15 protein-coding genes are annotated in these 18,485 nt (G+C 38.8%); 14 read left to right on the top strand and 1 reads right to left on the bottom strand.

Translation table 11 applies throughout. The features are described 5' to 3' along the window. Positions 1 to 56: 56 nt before the first annotated feature. The 7 genes from glmS to HYV86_04275 all read left to right on the top strand — a co-directional run bounded on the left by glmS (position 57) and on the right by HYV86_04275 (position 7,773). Positions 57 to 1,802 carry a glutamine--fructose-6-phosphate transaminase (isomerizing) gene (gene glmS, locus HYV86_04305; protein MBI2573054.1) on the top strand — a complete coding sequence of 582 codons (1,746 nt, stop codon included), beginning with the start codon at positions 57 to 59 and terminating at the stop codon, positions 1,800 to 1,802. A gap of 1 nt (position 1,803) precedes the next feature. After that, positions 1,804 to 2,154 carry a hypothetical protein gene (locus HYV86_04300; protein ID MBI2573053.1) on the top strand — a complete coding sequence of 117 codons (351 nt, stop codon included), beginning with the start codon at positions 1,804 to 1,806 and terminating at the stop codon, positions 2,152 to 2,154. Between the two features lie 96 nt (positions 2,155 to 2,250). Next, positions 2,251 to 3,234 (top strand): YvcK family protein, encoded by a 984-nt coding sequence (locus tag HYV86_04295; GenBank protein ID MBI2573052.1) that lies wholly within the window; start codon positions 2,251 to 2,253, stop codon positions 3,232 to 3,234. Between the two features lie 18 nt (positions 3,235 to 3,252). Then, positions 3,253 to 3,948, top strand: coding sequence for an HAD family hydrolase (locus HYV86_04290; protein MBI2573051.1), 696 nt, complete (start codon positions 3,253 to 3,255; stop codon positions 3,946 to 3,948). Between the two features lie 2 nt (positions 3,949 to 3,950). Further along, a complete protein-coding gene (locus HYV86_04285) occupies positions 3,951 to 4,679 on the top strand; it encodes an NTP transferase domain-containing protein (GenBank protein MBI2573050.1) in 729 nt (242 codons plus the stop codon). A 46-nt stretch (positions 4,680 to 4,725) separates the two neighbouring features. Continuing rightward, on the top strand, positions 4,726 to 5,898 hold the full coding sequence (locus tag HYV86_04280; GenBank protein ID MBI2573049.1) for a methyltransferase: 1,173 nt from the start codon (positions 4,726 to 4,728) through the stop codon (positions 5,896 to 5,898). Between the two features lie 162 nt (positions 5,899 to 6,060). After that, the gene (locus HYV86_04275; GenBank protein ID MBI2573048.1) at positions 6,061 to 7,773 is read left to right on the top strand and encodes a PGF-pre-PGF domain-containing protein; all 1,713 of its coding nucleotides are present in this window, start codon (positions 6,061 to 6,063) and stop codon (positions 7,771 to 7,773) included. A 142-nt stretch (positions 7,774 to 7,915) separates the two neighbouring features. Here HYV86_04275 and HYV86_04270 read toward each other — a convergent pair whose 3' ends face one another. Then, entirely contained in the window at positions 7,916 to 8,584 is a 669-nt protein-coding gene (locus HYV86_04270; GenBank protein MBI2573047.1) for a DEAD/DEAH box helicase, read from the bottom strand. A 411-nt stretch (positions 8,585 to 8,995) separates the two neighbouring features. Here HYV86_04270 and HYV86_04265 point away from each other — a divergent pair, with 411 nt between their 5' ends. The 7 genes from HYV86_04265 to HYV86_04235 all read left to right on the top strand — a co-directional run bounded on the left by HYV86_04265 (position 8,996) and on the right by HYV86_04235 (position 18,438). Continuing rightward, positions 8,996 to 11,716 carry a hypothetical protein gene (locus HYV86_04265; protein MBI2573046.1) on the top strand — a complete coding sequence of 907 codons (2,721 nt, stop codon included), beginning with the start codon at positions 8,996 to 8,998 and terminating at the stop codon, positions 11,714 to 11,716. Between the two features lie 85 nt (positions 11,717 to 11,801). Beyond that, entirely contained in the window at positions 11,802 to 12,047 is a 246-nt protein-coding gene (locus HYV86_04260; protein MBI2573045.1) for a hypothetical protein, read from the top strand. Positions 12,048 to 12,347: 300 nt separating this feature from the next. Continuing rightward, the gene (locus HYV86_04255) at positions 12,348 to 13,472 is read left to right on the top strand and encodes an MFS transporter (protein MBI2573044.1); all 1,125 of its coding nucleotides are present in this window, start codon (positions 12,348 to 12,350) and stop codon (positions 13,470 to 13,472) included. A gap of 44 nt (positions 13,473 to 13,516) precedes the next feature. Continuing rightward, the gene (locus HYV86_04250; GenBank protein ID MBI2573043.1) at positions 13,517 to 14,161 is read left to right on the top strand and encodes a class I SAM-dependent methyltransferase; all 645 of its coding nucleotides are present in this window, start codon (positions 13,517 to 13,519) and stop codon (positions 14,159 to 14,161) included. A 149-nt stretch (positions 14,162 to 14,310) separates the two neighbouring features. Beyond that, positions 14,311 to 15,225: a thrombospondin type 3 repeat-containing protein gene (locus HYV86_04245; GenBank protein MBI2573042.1), complete on the top strand. Its 915-nt coding sequence runs from the start codon at positions 14,311 to 14,313 to the stop codon at positions 15,223 to 15,225. Between the two features lie 123 nt (positions 15,226 to 15,348). Beyond that, entirely contained in the window at positions 15,349 to 16,926 is a 1,578-nt protein-coding gene (locus HYV86_04240) for a hypothetical protein (GenBank protein MBI2573041.1), read from the top strand. 129 nt (positions 16,927 to 17,055) lie between these two features. Further along, on the top strand, positions 17,056 to 18,438 hold the full coding sequence (locus tag HYV86_04235) for a thrombospondin type 3 repeat-containing protein (GenBank protein MBI2573040.1): 1,383 nt from the start codon (positions 17,056 to 17,058) through the stop codon (positions 18,436 to 18,438). The last annotated feature ends 47 nt before the right edge of the window (positions 18,439 to 18,485 follow it).

The raw sequence follows: 18,485 nt of genomic DNA, 5'->3' as shown, positions 1-18,485 counted from the left end.
CCTACTAACTCTTTCTTTAACAAACCTTATAAACCACTTTTAATGGATTTGTATTTATGTGTGGCATATTGGGGTATGTTGGACCAAAACCGGCAGGTGCTTTGATTCTTAAAGGGTTGCGGTTGTTAGAATATCGTGGTTATGATTCTGTGGGTATTGCGACGATCGAGGGCAATCATATTGATTTGCGTAAAGATGCTGGTCGGGTTGATGCGGTTGAGAAAACAATGCATTTCGAGCAGATGAAAGGCACATATGGTATTGGGCACACACGTTGGGCCACACATGGGCCGCCAGTACAGAAAAATGCTCATCCGTTTGTAGATGAAAGTGGTCAATTTGTTTTAATTCACAATGGTATCATTGAGAATTATCTTGAACTTAAAGAGGAGTTGCGATCACAGGGTGTTAATTTTAGTTCTGATACCGATTCTGAAGTGTTGGTTCATTTGATTGCAAAAGTATATCGTGGTGATTTACTTAAAGCGGTTTTTTCTATTTTACCTCGTTTACAGGGTGCTTATTCTCTGTGTGTGCTGCACACTGGATCACGAGAAATTATTGGAGCGCGTAATGGCAGTCCGCTTATTGTGGGGGTAGGTGAGGGTGAGAATTTTTTTGCGTCTGATGTTGCTGCGTTGGTAGAGTATACTCGTCGTGTAATTTATGTGCGTGATTTTGAAGTTGTGCGTATTACAGATCAGGATGTAATATCCTACACTTTTGAAGGAAAGCAGGTTGCTAACGAGATTAAAGAAGTACATTGGAGTATTGAGCAGGCACAAAAACAGGGTTATAAACATTTTATGATCAAAGAGATCAGTGAACAGGATAAAGTTGTGGAAGAGTCTCTCAAAGTCCGTTTTTCTTGCGCACGTTCGTGGAATCAAGTCTATATCGTGGCTTGTGGTGGGGCAAGTTTTGTGAGTGTGCTTGGAAAATATATTATTGAACAGGTGGCTCAAATTCCCGTGTCTATTGATCTTGGTTCTGAGTTTCGTTATCGCGTGCCAATCGTGACGAAAGGGGATTTAGTTGTGGTTATTTCTCAAAGTGGCGAGACGGCTGATACACTTGCTGCTGTTCGTTTAGCTAAACAAAGAGGAGCACATACTCTTGGTGTGATTAATGTTGTGGGCAGTACGATTGCGCGTGAGGTTGATGAAGTAGTCTATACACGTACTAATGGTCCAGAAATTAGTGTTGCTTCGACGAAAGCATTTTTAGCGCAATGTATTGCGATGTATCAATTAGCGTATCATCTTGCAGGCAAGACGTTTGAGTTTGAGGGTTATTCTTCTCATATTATATCTTTAATTGAACTCTCGGCAAGTATAAAATCTGTTTCACAGCGTTATGCTTTGTATCAAAATTTCTTATTTATTGGTCGTAATCGCAATTTTCCTCTTGCTTTAGAGGGCGCGCTCAAGTTGAAAGAGATTGCGTATATTCATGCGGAAGCGTATCCTGGTGGTGAACTAAAACATGGTCCATTGGCATTGGTGTGTGAAGATATGCCTACCTTTGCGATATGTCCTCAAGATGAGTTTCATGATAAAATGTTAAGTAATATTCAAGAAGTAAAGGCTCGACGTGGAAGGGTAGTGGCGTTGGGAACTATCGGAGATGGGAAATTAGCGGCACTTGCGGATGATATTTTCTATTTGCCTAAAGTGGATCCTTTGTTGTATCCTTTGTTGGAATCGGTAGTGTTACATTTATTTGCGTATCACATTGCTGATATGAGGGAATGTGATATTGACAAGCCGAGGAATCTTGCGAAGTCGGTTACGGTGGAATAAAATGAGAGACGCACGAATTTTTATAACCGGTGATGATAAATGCTTTTTACAATTTGGTGAGCGTTATTGGCCTGTGACTTCTTCAGAACATGAGAGATTAGTAGATTTGTATTTTCATCGATTTATGTTGGAAGGATCATTCACTGACACTTTTGTTACCCATCAAGATGTTGCAGATCTGTGTGGTGTTCAACCATTTAATGGAGATTATGTGATTAATACGGTAGGGAGAACTTCTCAACCCGCACAGAGCTTATACGATAAGGGGTTGGTCATTGCTAGAAACACTAACCGCACTAATCTTGTTGCACCAAAATCTCTGATAGGGCGAATATGGGATTATTTTGGTTAAGTCTTGTTCTTATTTTCTGCTTATTCTTTATTTTTTAAATTCATTTCACGGTTTCTTTTCCATAATGTTTAAAAGCCCATTTCTCGCCCTTGTCTCATGGTCAATCCTGCTAAAAAAATTGTTGTCATAGGGGGTGGTACGGGCAATTTCGTCGTTCTTTCTGGTTTAAAGAAATATGATGTTGATATTAGTGCAGTTGTTTCTATGGCGGATGATGGTGGCAGCACAGGTATTCTTCGTGATGAACTAGGTGTTCTTCCGCCTGGTGATGTACGTCAATGTTTAGTTGCCCTTTCTGAATCAAGTGATTTAATGCGCGATTTGATGAATTATCGTTTTGAAAATGGCGGTCTTAAGGGCCATAGTTTTGGCAATATTTTCTTATCTGCGTTAGAGAAAGTGACGGGCAGTTTTGAGCAGGCTGTTGAAGAAGTAGGGCGTATCCTCTCGATTAAAGGAAAGGTGATTCCTGCAACGACTAATCAAGTACGTTTGCGCATGGTGCTTAATGATGGAACTCTTCTTAATGGGGAAGGGGAAATTTATACTTCAGATAAACTGGATCAAGGATATAAAAGCATTTACCTTGAACCAAAACCGCGCGTTGATTCTCATGCGGTAGAAGAGATCATGAACGCTGATGCAGTGGTAATGGCTCCTGGCGGATTGTATACTTCGTTGATTCCTGTCTTATTAGTGGATCAAATTTGTAAAGCACTTTTGCGTACTAAAGCAAAGAAAATTTTGGTGCTCAATTTAATGAACCGGAATGGTCAGACCACTGGGTTTAAAACAAGTGATTATGTGCGTGAGATTACGAAGTTTACTGATGAAGATATTTTCGATTTCATTCTTGTTAATACTGCGTCACCTTCTGCGTCGGTTCTGAAGAAGTATGCTGCGGAGAAGGAGTTAGTTGTTGATGATTTGAACGGAGATAAGAGAATTATTCGGGCAGATCTATTAAGTAAAACAGTCAATGAACGTAAAGCAAATGATGTTTTGGCAGCTCAACGCGCGTTGATTCGTCATGATCCGGACAAGGTGGCAAAACAGGTGATGGATATTGTTGGTCGTTGAATCATTGAGGGGTATGGAATGTTAATCATTTTTGATCTTGATGACACATTAGTTGATACTGCTAAAGTAGCACGTGAGTATAAAACAAAAGATGCAATCAATGCTATGATTACAGCTGGACTAAAACTTCCCTTTGGCAATGATGATGCTCTAAAACAATTACGGGAAATTGATTCAACTGCTCCCACCGGATCTGAAGCAATAAAGATATTTCTGTCTACGATTAAGTTTGAGAAAAATACAGACAAAGATAAATTTGCTCTTATTGCAGAGAAAGCGTATTATGGCAATCTAGACAAAAATACCTATTCTGCTCTTCCTGGTGCGGTGGAATTACTTCAATCACTTCAGGGTCAGCATACATTAGTAATTGTTTCAAAAGGCGAGGAGAAGCTTCAGTATCATAAGATGGCGACGGCGGGTATTGCTACTTCTTTATTTCGTAAAATAGTGGTTATTTCTATTTATGATAAAAAAACCGCGTACCAAGAAGTTCTCAAACATTTTCAAATATCTCCAGTTAAAGCTATTGTTGTTGGTGATAAATTTGATCTAGATTTAATGCCGGCAGCATTGTTAGGCATGAAAACGATTCACATTCAATGGGGTCGCGGTAAACATGACGAGAAAGGGAAGAAAATGGCGACTGCTTCTGTTCGTAGTCTTAATGAGATTCTTGATGTGTTGGCAAAAATTGAGAAAGGGGCATTATGATTATGGTGGATGTAGGAAACATGAAAGTCGTGATTTTAGCAGCGGGAAAAGGCACCCGTTTAGCACCTCTTACAGATACTCTTGCAAAAGTTCTCGTGCCAATCAATGGCAAACCCTTTTTATCCTATGTATTAGATAACTTAATTGCTGCAGGATACAAAGAAATCGCCATTGTTGTAGGATATCGTAAAGAACAGATCATTGATTTTGTCATGAGGCAGTATAAAGCACCCACTTTAGTTTCGTTTACATTTCTTGAACAACAAGAACAAAAAGGAACGGGAGATGCGTTACGTTGTGCAAAGACATTTTGTGGTAGAGATTCATTTGTTGTGGTAGGTGGCGATGGGTTGCTTTCCATTGAAGATTTCAAACGTCTCAACCATAATGATGGTTTTTGTTATATTATGGGCAAAGTTGTTGATGAACCCGAACGCTATGGTATTCTAGACGTGAAAAATGGGTTTTTAGAACATGTTGTTGAAAAACCTCGTGAATTTATTGGGAATCTTGCAAGTGCCGGGGTGTATACTTTTACTTCTGAGATTTGGGATACATTAGATGGTCTTCAACCTTCTCAGCGAGGGGAGTTTGAACTTACTGATTCTATTAATATACTTGCAAAACGTAAGAAAGTTAAAGTGCTCACAATTCATGATTATTGGTTGGATTTGGGTAAGAAGGAAGATGTTAACAAAATTGAATTGTTTCTTGGAAGTCTTTCTCGCTAATTTTTTAAGCATAATCTTTATGTAGAAATCATGTTCTTCTTGTTCTATGCATGAATCCATCTACGAACCAGCTGAAGATTCTTACTTGTTACAAAAAGCAGTAGAAAAATATGCGTTTGGGAAAGTATTGGATGTTGGTACTGGTTCGGGAATTCAAGCGTTAACTGCTTTAAAGTTAGGTTGCGTTAAAGATGTTACTGCTCTTGATCTTAATCCGGAAGTTATTAAACATCTTCAAACTATCAAAAAACAGCGGAAATTATCAAGACTTAAAGTTATTCACAGTGATTTATTTGAAAACGTTCCAAAACAACAATTTGATGTCATTATTTTCAATGCACCGTATCTGCCTCAAGGAAGAGATGATGTTGCAGATATGGCGTTGTATGGGGGGAAGAAAGGTTGGGAGATTTCAGAACGCTTTTTCGAGCAAGTTGATTCTTATTTGAGTTCTAACGGAATTATTCTTTTCCTTTTTTCTACACTTACTAACAAGAACAAGATTGAAGAAATTTTGCGAAATCATCTTTTAGATTGGGTAGAAGTAGGTAGACACAAAATTTCATTTGAAGAGTTGTATGTATATAAAATTACCAAATCTCAACTTCATCAAGAATTAGAGCAAAAATGGGTATCTCGTTTGGGGTACTGTGCTAAAGGAAAACGTGGTGTAGTCTATGTTGCTTATCTTAGAAAAAAGAAGGTTGCAATTAAAGTTCAGCGTGCTGATTCTGGGTCATTAGCGGCGCTTGATCGGGAGGCGCAGATGTTACGGATCGTGAATACAAAACAGATAGGTCCAAAACTCATTGATCAAGGGAAAGATTACATTATCATTGAATTTGTTGAAGGATTGTTATTTGAAGAATGGTTAAAAAATCAATCTTCTCCAATAATTCACAAGATGTTAAATGCAATTTTAATGCAGTGTTATATCTTAGATACTCTCAAAATCACTAAAGAAGAAATGCATCATCCTTTTAAACATATAATTATTACAAAAACCAATAAGCCTGTTTTTCTTGATTTTGAGAGAGCAAAGTATACTGATCGACCAACTAATGTTACTCAAGTAGTTGAATATTTTTGTCGATTAGAACGACGTTTGAAGTTGTTGGGCGTAGAAATTGATTGTGATATTTTACGAAAGCTGTCGTTTGAGTATAAACAGGGGTATTCTAAGGACTATTTTCAAAGAATAGTCCGAAAATTATCTTAATAGTCTCATTCTAGGATCTTTTAAGATTATAATTTTAGTTAAATGCACTCTTTTTTTATTTTTTCTACCTCGTTTTTTCAAATTTTTAAAAAACGTCAATCCAAACCTATATAAATCAAAATCTCTTTTCTAGAACTAAAATTCATAAAAGAGGTCTTTAAGATGAAGCGAAATTTTGTATTGTTGTCTTCTGTGTTTATTCTTTTAGCGTTGATTCTTGTCATCGCTGGTGAGCAGTTGACTGTGACGGTTAATTCTCCCGTTGCTAACCAGAACATCTCTGGCACCTTTTTGCTTAACGCAACTGTGGGTAATGCAACAGGGGGTAATGCGACCAATGTCACATGGAGCTTTTGGAATGGAAGCAATGGTTTTACCGAAACTAACTTCACTAATTTAACTGGTGGTGGTGGGTCTAACTTTTCATGGCTTTACCCTGCAAACACCTTAACTTTAAATGATGGGGTTTACAATCTTACTGTGTATGCAGTTAACAATACTGGTCAGATTAATGCTTCTGTAAACATTACGGATGTTCGTATTGATAACTCAGCACCATTAGTCGTTATTAATTATCCTATTGACGGAGAATCTTTTAATGCGACAAATGAGTCAACTATTCTTAATGCAACAATTACTGATAGCGTAACTAATATCATGGTTGTTACCTTGAATGTGTCAAATAGAAGTGGACAAGTTATTCTTAGTCCTGCAACTGTTGCGGGTAGCGAATACCGAAATACGACTTTTAATCTCTCTGTTCTTGCGGAGGGGGCGTATAATTTTACGGTTATTGCTAACAACTCGGCAGCTCGCTTTAACAGATCGGTAAGCTCTCAATTTTTCATTGATATAGCTAATCCATACTTTGTTACATTTAGTTGTTCTGATGCAACATTAGGAAATGATCCTACTTGTACTTGTACTGCAGCAGACAATACTGATGGTAATGTAACAACTAGCGTTAGTGGTCATATTGATGTTGGAAGCACAGGCGGGCATACAGCAACTTGTGTCGCTACTGATGACATGGGTAGAACTAATTCAACTACCGCTGGATTTACTATTAATGCAGCTGCTTCAAGCAGTAGTGGCAGTAGCGGTGGTGGAGGGGGAGGAGCAACTGTAAGTAATTATGCCTCTAAGACTGTAGTTCATACCTTTGCGCATGTGGCAGCTGGTGAGACAGTAACGATGCAATCAACTGATGCCTCAGTTGCAGTTAGTTCTGTTGCAATTACTTCCAATGCAGAGATATATGGGGTAAGAATGGTTGTTGGTTCTTATGGATCCAAACGCCCATTAGGAACTCCTGCTCTTGAAGGGACGGCATATCAATACTTAGAGATTACTAAAAGTGGTTCCAATCCTGATGCAGTTACAAACGCGAAAATTAAATTTTCCGTTCCTAACTCTTGGGTTGATTCAAATGGTGTTATGCCTCGTGGTGTAGTACTGTATCGATATGTTGGTCAGAAATGGGTAGCATTACAAACCACCTATTTGGGAACAGGGCATACTGCTCAAGGAGAAGTTCATCTTTATGATGCACAAACTCCTGGGTTTAGTTTCTTTGCTATTGGTGGAACAAAAGGTAGTTCTGCTCCAACTACGTCAACTACTCCAACTCCTGTATCTGCTCCAAGCAAACCTGTGGTTGCGCAGAGTGGGCAAGAGGAAGATGTTGTAGCTAACTCTGGTTCAGGCTCAAGAGAAGCAGCACCTGTTGCTGATGCTCAAGAAGCTCCTGCACAAGTAGAGGAAGAATCTTCAAGTTGGGGTTGGATTGCAGCTGTTGTAGTTGTACTCGTTATTATTGTTGTGATCTTTTTTACGAGTGGAAGCAGTTCAACTAAAAAAACCTCTAAGAAGTAAGTTTTTACTTTTTTTGTTTATTTTACTTTTTTATTCTATTTTTATTTATTCTTTTATTACTTATTTTTGGTGATGTTGAATCTATGCTGTAAATAATTTTATGATGTAAATTTGCTGGTGAATTTTATACTTTTGAAAATTTCTATGGTGATTGTTCTTTTTTGTAAAATGTTGTGCCTTGTTCAGGGGTATTAATTGCTTGGTGTAGTTCAACTGGTCTCCAATTATCTTGAACTAATGTTGCATCCAGCCATTTTGCTAGTTGTTCGGGGTTACCAATTGTAGCGGAAAGACCAATTAATTGCGGTTTGATAGTGGTTTTGAGAAGAGTGAGGATGACTTCAAGGGTTGGGCCACGGCTTGTGTCATGTAATAAGTGGATTTCATCAATAACTACTGTTCTAATTTGTGAAAGCCAGGAGATTTTATGACGTAATAATGCGTCGAGCTTTTCTGTGGTGAGAATTAATAAGTCATATTTTTCTAGGCGAAGATCTGGTTCATCCATATCTCCTGTGGCTATAGTTATTTTGTAAGGTGTATTTTGCAGGAGCAATTTGTATTCTTTGTACTTTTCATTTGCAAGGGCTTTGAGGGGAACAAGGTATATTCCTTTACCTTTTTCTAGTTGGTTAATGAGTCCCATTGTAGCTACAAGAGTTTTTCCTGATGCGGTGGGTGCGCAAATAAGTAAAGAGTTGTTATCTAATAATCCTGCATTGACCGCTTTTTCTTGGATGGGGGTAAGGGCTTTAAATTTAGTATAATATTGTTTGAAAAAATCAGGTAATGGTAGGGTGATAAGGTCCATGGTATGTCTTCTTTTTTCCAGCAATATATTAATATACTTCTACTTGGGGCTGCTTTTTGGAATTACCCTTAGTGCAAGTTCAGCCCAAAAATATGGAACTTTGTTCTATATCTCTCCATTTGTCATTCCCAAATGATGAATGCCTAAAAGTTTAAAATTTGTGATAAACAGGTCTTTATTGTAGGGTTTGTCTTTTTCTAGCCTCGGTTTTTGCGAAAGGCTTATAAAACATTTTTCGGATTGGTAGGTTACACATAGTAAACCCTGGCTAATGCTATACAATAGTATTGGTCACAGATTTACTCTAAATTCGAAAAGAGGCATACCTTAGTTTAGGTGTGTTGTTCGTAATTTTTAGAGTAAATCTGAAAAGTAACAACTATATATTCAAACACGGAGGTGTGTTTTGAAATGAAAATAAAAAGAGTGGTTAAACGCCTTTTCGCAGTAGGAGCTGGCGTAGGTATGCTTGGTGCTACCGCAATGGGCGCAATGGCTGCCGATTTGAAGAACTATCCAGACATGTTTGTCAAAGATGGTGTATTCAATGGCTATTTTGTTGTTGGTGAAGCAGCTGCTTCAGTTGACAACCTTGCAATGACTGATATTGCTGCAAGTATGATGTACCATAAACCTGTATCTGCAGGCGCTGGTAAAGTTACTGTTGAAGGCGACGTTGTTGAAGTTTCCAAATCTGGAGATCTTCTTGAACTTTACGAAGACATTGGAACAGTTCGTGAAACCTTAACCGGTTCCGATCTTGAAGCTTTGAAATCGTATACCATGAGTACTGATAAAGGAACAACTCCTGTTAATCAGTTCATGCGCTTACAGAAACAAACTACCACTGGTACTTTTACAAGAACCAAATTATTCTCTGGATCCGTAGGCTTCCTTGAGAATGATAACGACGTTTCTGCAGAATTCCTCTACTTTGGAGACGGAGATTATGTCTTTGAGTATGAACTTGAATTCAGTGAAGGTCTTGAATCAGATGTAGTATCTGGTACTCTTGACGACGTTGAAGACGAGACTATCTGGGTTCTTGGAAAACAATTTACCATTGTTGACACTGCTGCAACTGCTGCAAGCGGTGGACCAATCTCATTAACTCTTGAGATGATGGGCGGTGCTGTTCGCGACGTAGCTACTTTAGGAACTCCTAAAAGTTACACCATCGACGGTCAAAACTACAATGTTGAATTGTCTTTCGCTGATTCCGACGAGTGTAAATTCGTTGTTAACGGTGAAACCACTGATCTTTTAACTGACGGTGAAACTGATCGTTTAGCTGACGGAACTGAAATTGGTGTAAGTGAAGTTCTTTACCAAGATTTCGCTGGTGGTATTCAATCATGTGAGTTCTTTTTAGGAGCTGACAAAATTGAATTCCAAGACACCAACACTGCTGATGGATTATTCTACACTGCTGGCGTTGAAATTAACGAAGAAGATATCGAAGACGCTCAAGTACGCATTGTAGCTTCCAACACCAGCGCACTTGCTACTGTTGAGATCACTGATATTAAATATCAACTCAAAGCAGACGGCAAATCCGGTGACGAAGCATACATCGCAGCAGGACACGGCTTACGTGAAATGCTTGACGAACCTCAAGGTATGTTACACAATGGTTGGGACGTAACCTTTAAAGGCGTTAATGAGGGAGATTCAGAAACCTTCCAAATTGATGCAAACGGTGACGATGCGTACACTATTCGCTTTACCAACTTAGCTGGTAATGAATACAATGTACCATTTGTTGATAACTCCGGAACAAGCTTTGTTTGGGGAGACGACAACGACCGACTTTGGTTTACTGAATTTGAGTCAAGCTTTAACGGTAGTGATGCTAACGGAGAAAGTTACAATGCAAGTTACTTCGTTATCGATGAAGATTCATATGTAGTATTATCAGACGATCCAATTGCATCTGCTGATGAGACAACCTACACATATGTACTTCGCTTTGATAGCTTAGATACTAGCAACAACGAGATTCAATTTAGTGATCTTTCAAATGGTCAAACCTACGAAGATACCTACGATGCTGCTACCAACGCAACTGTTGCTGCAGTACTTTCAGACTGGAACAACATGAGTTCTGATAGTATCACTCGTTTAGGAGTAGGAGAACTTATTGTTGGCGGTAAAACCTATGAGTTTGTTGTTGATGAGACTACCGGTAACGTGAGTATGGACTTAGATCAAAGTGGACTTGTTACTAACACCACTCAGTCTGCTCTTGTAACTCAGTATGGTCTTGTTGTTAACATGTTAAATGGTAACGCATCATCTGCTGACTTTGGGCAAACCTTTAACGGTGTTGCTGGGTCTTCAGTACAACCATCTAAAAACCTTGTAGCTCAAGCTGCAGCATCTGGTAATGGTCAATCATTTAACATTACCTTGAGTATTGACTCTGATAACCTCGACGAAGCAACTGTTGATGAAATCACTTGGGTTGATATTCAAAAAGCAGCAAGCAACGAAGTTGACTTAGATGTAACCACTACTGTAACAACTCTTAACACAAGCGTAACTATGGTTGATGTTGAAGGCGTTGATGAAGAACGCGGTCGAACTCTCTACGGACTTCTTTTAGTGCAAACTGAAGAAGAAAGTGGCGACGATACCGGCGACGAGCTTACTGTAACTGTTCCTAAAGAACAAGTTCAAGCTCAAGTCTTCATCGAAGCTGGCGCAGTTTCAAGCGCTGTTGATGCACGTGGCGACCTTGCTCCAGTTACTGTTGTTGACGCAACAAAACTTGACAGCGAAGTAAACAACGTAGCAGCTCAGAACTTGATTGTTGTTGGCGGACCTTGTGTAAACACCGTTGCAGCTCAACTTCTTGGCAACCCTGCTGACTGTACTGAAGGATTCACCCCTGGACGTGCTCGTGTTAAACTCTTCGAACATGCTAACGGAAACGTAGCAATGCTCGTAGCTGGTTACACTGGTGCTGACACTCGCCTTGCTGGCCGTGTTATCGGTCACAGAGCTGGTGAACTTTCTGGTATGGAAGTAGAAGTTGAAGGTACAACCTACCAAGATGCTCGTGTTGGTGCTCCTATGCCTGCTGCAGCTCCTGCAGCTGAAGTAGAAGCTCCAGCAGCTGGTGAAGAATAAACCGAATAGGTTTTTTTCTTTCTTTTTTTCTTTTTCTCTCTTTTTCTAATATAATCTTATAAAATGGGTATCGTTTTTTCAGGGTATGGCTAAATTACAAGAAGCACTTATTATTGGTGGGTTTGCAGTGGCAACTTACGCTGGAATTGTAGGGGCTCAATATGTTGGCACAACTGCGGCAGTGTACACTCGTGAAATTCTTTATGGAAGAAATGATGCAGTTGAAACTGCAACTAATGCAATTGCTCGTGTAGATAAAGTAGAGGGAAATTGGTTTTTTCTAGCTGGAACTAATGCTGCGGTTCAGCATTATTTAGATAGTGATTTGTGATTCTATGGTTTTTCTAATCTTTGACAGCAAGTCGGGTATAGAAAAGAATGGACCCGCCCGGAGCTTCGTGAGTCCTAACGAACGAAGAAACGAACGCAGTGACTGTTTCGAACCGGGGATCTTCCGCGCTCTGAGAAAAGTAAGTTTTTCTGGATGAAAAACCAGTTTTTCAAGTCAGGCGAACGTCATGTGTGGGCATGAGCCATCATTGTTGCCAATTTCCTGCTCATGTAAGCCACTAGACCACGGGTCCATCCGAAACAAAAGACTTATATTCTTTTATAAAGTTTATTATCTTGAATGTTACGTCATCATGAATTTTGGTGTCGTGTTCCTGGTGGGAAGGAACTGTCTCATATTGCGATCTCTATTACTCTGCGTTTCTTTGCGTTGTCGTTGATTAGTTTGTTTATTCCTCTTTATCTTTATCATGAGTTAGGGTACTCTTTGACGCAGACGTTACTTTTCTTTATCTTCTATTCTTTGATTTTTGCAGTGTTTACGCCTATTGCCGCAGCGTTTGCAGCACGGTTTGGTGTTAAACATGCAGTATTATTTAGTCTTCCTTTCTATGTTGCATTCCTTGCGGGTCTTTCGCTTCTCAAGACTGTAGCGATTCCTTTGGTGGTTTTATCTTCGTTAGTGGGAATTTCTTTAGCATTTTATTGGATGGGAATGAATCTGCTTTTTTATCATGCAAGTGATCAGAAACATCGTGGAGAGGAAGTGGGTAAAGTAAGTTTTTATAAAATTCTTGCGACGGTGGCAGGTCCTCTTCTTGGTGGGTTATTGATTAGTTTGGTTGGTTTTCGTATTGTTTTTGTTATTGCTTGTGTTATTCTTATTGGTTCAGCAGCAATTTTGTTTTTACGCAAAGAAACACATATTCGATATCATTTTTCGTTTAAAGAGGTTCTTGCAAAAGACCACTGGAAGGATTCATTTTTCTTTATGTCCAAAGGAACTGATTCGATGGCAACCTCAGTATTATGGCCATTATTGATTTTTTTCATTTTGGGAGATTATTTTAGCTTAGGTATTGCCGAAGCGGTTCTTGCTGGTGGTTCAGCAGTGTTAATGTGGATTATTGGGAAATATAGTGATCATATGAATAAGCATACATTAATTCATGTTATGGGTGTTTTAGAATCATTAGCGTGGGTTGCGCGAGCATTTGTTGCAACGCCATTTCATGTTTTTGCGGTTTCTATTATTGGCGCAATCATTAATGGGGTGCGTATTCCTCCGCTTGAAGCTGTTGAATTTGATAAAGCACGGGGCCATAGTGTGAGTTATTTTGTGAGCAGAGAGGTTTTTATTTGTCTTGGTCGAGTTCTGATGTTGAGTTTTGTGTTATTAATCGGAAGTATTCAGGGAGGAGTTTTGTTTCAGGCGTTTAGTGGTCTTGCAGCGTTACTCTTTTAATGCAGCATACTCTTTTAATAAGTCCTTATTTTAAGATGTAAAAAATGGAAAAACCACCTATCCCTGATCCAGAAGCGCAATTTTTAGAGGGTCTTGTAGAGCTACAATATGGGTTAGATGTAGAGAAAAAGCTGCGAAGTTTGTCTTTGAATGTTTCTTGGGCGGTAGGCTGGCCTGAAAAAAATACGGCGTTTTGGAATGCTGAAGCATTTTTATGGCGTACTAAAATTGATGGATCTACTCGCGCGTTTATTACGCAAAAACTTTCTTTTTTGCACGGGAAAAAAAATCTTGATTTGGGCTGCGGGTCTTGTAGTTATCTTTCTTCGGTTGGTTTAGATGTTTCACCTAAAATGTTGGCATTTAACGATGAATGTTATGAAAAGGTGCAGGGAGATTTAGAAAATCCTTTGCCTTTTTCAGATCAATCTTTTGGCAGCACTACTGCTGTATTTGTTTTAAATTATGTGTCACATTTAGATTCTTTGATTAAAGAAGTTTGGCGTGTTTTGGAGTTGGGGGGGACATTTGTTGTAGTGTTATCAGCTCGTCCTATCAACGATTGGCAACGGCAAAAACAAGTTTGGACTAAGTCAAAACAAGAATGGTGTGAAGATCTTGGGAAAGTATTTTCTTCAGTTCTCGTTGAGGAGCAACAGGGTCTTTTATTTTTTACATGTGTAAAATAAATTTAAAAAATCCTAAAAAAAGTATTTCCATTTAAAATGTTAAATGAAATCAAATGTGTTTGAATTTATTTTTTTAATCTAGAGTTTGGATCATCCAGAACCATAGATATATAAATCCATTTTTCTTTCTAATACTCAGAGGTGTGATTATGAATCGTTCATCAATTCTTGCTCTTATTGTAGTAGCACTTGCGATAGTTATTGTTGCTGGTTTTTTTATTAACTCTTCTTTTAGGGATGCTGTTTCGGGAAAGAATCAAGCTCAAACTGATAGTGATGGTGATACTATCCTTGATCAGGTGGATAATTGTCCTTATGTTGCTAATCAGAATCAACTAAACCGAGATGGTGATATCTATGGGGATCTTTGTGATCGTTGTGTTTTAGTATCTGGTGAAGATAATTTTGATTCTGATGATGATAGTTTTGGAGATCTTTGCGATAATTGTCCTCAAAAATCGAATCGAGATCAAGCAGATCGTGATAGTGATACTGTTGGTGATGTGTGTGATGAAACCCCTCTTCCTGTTGAACCTGTAGTAGCGCCACTTGCTGAGTTTTGCCATTATGTTGATATGCAAGGGCGTACTGTTCCTGATCGTATAGAAAATCGGTTTGATCTTACGTTAGGCGGGGTTGTAACTCACAAGGGGATCTTTCGAAATGCTTGTTCTAACATCAATGCTCCTCTACCTCAAGCTGTAGATTGGCGAGATATCGGAAAACAGCACCCGATTTCTTCAAAAAACTATTATTGTTCTGACAAACCTAAGAACCCTGATGGGTATGCTGCTAATCGGGCAGGTGGAGATAATCTAGTTAAGATTGAAGCTGATGTTGTTTGTCGGGAAAGATTAGGCTGTGATGTTTCAACAGGTCGTTGTTGTGTTGCTCTCCGTGCCGAAAATTTACGATGTGAAGGGACTGTCTTTAAGAATGAAACATTTACCAGTTGTGGATCTGATCCAGTAACGGTTATTTCTGATTGCGCAACGATGGGTCAGTATTGCAATGCTAAAGGAACTCGACAAGGGTTTGGTCCTGGATGCATGCCTAAAGAGTAGTTTCTCTTTAGTTTATTTTTCGGTCTATTTTTTATTTTTTGATCTGATTTTTGGTTTATTAAAAAGAAAATTTTATTAACGCTATATGCTATTGGTAACATAAAGAGGATATAAGATGAATTTATGAGCAGCGCACATTCTGATAAGGGTCATAAGGAAGAAAAGAGTTCTAAAGATAAACCTAAACGGCCGCTTACGCGCAAAGAGCTTCTTGCTCAATTTGGGTTTAAAGATGAAGAAAAATGCGAAATTTTGGCTACAAAAAATGTAGGAAGTGATTTTGCTTCAACTGGGTTTCCTAAACCAAAAAAATCGTTTCGTCTTTCTTATGAGGTGTATGATCTTAGTCTTGAGGAACCTTATTTTTGGGTTCTTGAAGAGCTTCGACAAAGTTTTGCTATTGTTGAAAAATTAGAAGATACATTTGCTGCAGCGGAAAATTCTGCGTTTTTTGGCGTTACTCAGCAAAGATTAGGCGCTCAACAAGATAAGATTTCTCAATTTTTGGCAACGACGGGAAAAATGATCAAAGAATTGTTTCAGATGGTTCGTGAACTACGTATTATTGATGAACGTCTAGAGTATTACATTGAAGCAGAAAAAGAACTCGCTAAACCACTTAAATCACGGGGAAATAGCGCAGAGATTACTCTTAAAGGAATTTTTGTGGATTTAGTGCAGGGCGGTGGTAAGAGTGCTGCATCAGTTTATGGGATGGCTCGGGAACTTGAATTTATTACACTTCCAGATTTATTCTTTGATGCTCCTGGGTTTAAAGATTCAGGGGAACTTGAAGCACATGTCAATGGGTTGGGGAAAGATTTTAACAAAAATGTTTTACGGGTTCTTGCAAGGCATCTTCAACAGTTCATGCAATGGAAAAAGAGCACCCATATGGAACATGCAAGTCGTAAGCGGTTCATGTTGAACTACTTAGAACAACATTATCAAATCATCAACATGTACTTAGAGTGGGTTAAACCCTATCTTCGACATGTGGAACGTCTTTCATTTAAAGAAGCAAGTATGCGTTCTCCTGACATTATCTCTGCTTTTGAAGGAAGTATGCTTGATATTGAGTTATTAGCACGTAAACGAGTCGTTGCTGGAAAACTTCATGATGAACATGGTCATGAAAAAGAAATTGGTGCTAATGCGTGTGTTTTGGCAACATTTAACTATCGCACTCGACCAGAATTGAAAGTAGTTCAGGAAGGATATCAACGAGGACCAGTACATATAGGCAGGTATGAAATGAATTATCGGGTGTATACTTGGTCTGATGAACAAGTTGAAAAATATAAAGAACTTAAGAAAGAAGAAGCACTTCATCTTATGGGAAATGTCTCGGCATCAGTGCAACAAGCTATGGAGGCATTAGGCGATGATTTGAAAATATATCTTGCACAAGCTCGTGATCAACGTGAATCTGCTAAAAAAGAGCATCATGATGGTGGAAAAGGGCATGCAACGAAAAAGGGGTTTATGCGAAAATTATTTGGTGATTTTTATCATGATGAAGGAAGTCATGGGGAAGGGCATGGCGGGCATGGCCATGGGGGACATGATGCTAAACATGCTAAAGAAGTAATGGATAAGTTAGATAGTCTTTTGGACGGTTCTCTTAAAAAGTATGCAATTCAAAACTGTTGGCCTGCGTATCATAATTTTAAGAAAGCACATAAAATGATTACATGGTGATTTAACGGTTGTTTTTTAGTAAGTTAAATGCACTTTTTTTATTCTTAGGCTGGTATTAGATATTTTTATAAAAAAGGAATAATTATAAACTGTTTGATCTTACTTTCTTTCTAAAAAGAAGGTGATATTATGTCTTTAACGAAACATCAAACTATAGGTATTGTTCTGGTCATCTGTTTGGTCGTTGCTCTGGGAGCGTATTTTATTTCCCAACGATCTGTGGGTGATGGTTTTCAAGAGAGAAGTGAAGAAAGTGAGAATACTGCCTTTGCTGGTCAAGCAATTCAGGTTCAGAAAGCAGGAATGAAAGCTCCATCACTAAAAATGCCAGCTCGTCTTGCTGAGAGTTGTGTTCCTCAAGCAGCTACTGCGTGTTCAAAAGTAAATGGAAGAACAACAGCGACCATTAAAGGGCGCAACGTCGTAGGTACCGATCAATGCACGAATGGTCAATCGTGGACTTATGGTTGTGTTGGTGAAGGTGCTGGATTGCAATATTATAGATGCGTAAACACCTGCCAAAATGGATGTGGTGCAACGTCTTGTAATGCTCAACCAGCTCGTGATGGTGATATTACTGGTGATAATCTTATTGCTTATGATGATGCTCAATGCTTAACTGAATGGTTTAATATGCGAGCTAAACCAGCCTGTGCAGTTGTGGAGTCACGCCGTGCTGATTTGGATTGCACAAGTGGAGCTCAGCTTAATGATGTTTTCATCTTAACCAAACGTGTTTTAAGTGGTAAATGGCCTAACGATAGAGCCGATGTAGCTATGCCTGTCGATTCCAATGTTGATGGAAAAGTAGATTGTTTTGAAACGGACAGCGATGCTGATGGTGTTATGTGGGTAAATGATAATTGTCCTGCTGTTGCTAATCCAGGTCAGGCAGATACTGATGGTGATGGTATAGGGGATATGTGTGAAGCGAGTTGTACTCCTGGGCTTAATTGGCGTAATTACAATAGAACAACTTCTCCTGAGTTATACACTGGAAACTATACTGTTTGTGCTGGTGACGAAGAGAATCTTCTTACAAATGTAGCAAGAACAGTGGTTTTTTCATGTACTGATGCTGTTAAATGTGAATCGCTATGTAGTCCTGGATTTAGATTAAATCAGGAAGGGGATCAGTGTGTCGCTGATCCTGCACAAGTTGTTGTACAACCGTTCTGTCGTACAACCGCAACAGGTGTTGAGTCTGATAATGGTAATCTTCTAAATACCTGTGAAGGTTCATTACGAACGTACAATTACTGTTGGAATGATAGAGTTAATACTCAACAATATACTTGTGAGATGGGTTGTAATGCTCAAACACAAGATTGTTGCAGATCAGTTAGTGCTGTTAACTTACGTTGTGAAGGGAACATGTTTGCAAACGAAACTACTACCAGTTGCGGTACTACTGTAACATTGAACTCTAATTGTGCTCACAGTTGTGTTGTTGAGAGGCCTGCAAATGCTCCTAGAGAGTGGAATCCAGGTTGTCAAAGAATTGTGAATTGATTAGAGATTTTGTTTTCATTTTTTATTTTTCCTTTTTTTTGAAGGTT

This window comes from Candidatus Woesearchaeota archaeon (genome assembly GCA_016188115.1).
In the GTDB taxonomy this organism is placed as follows: Archaea; Nanobdellota; Nanobdellia; order Woesearchaeales; family GW2011-AR9; genus JACPIK01.
Note: the sequence above shows the minus strand (reverse complement) of the source record. Positions and strands in the feature narration are given on the sequence as shown.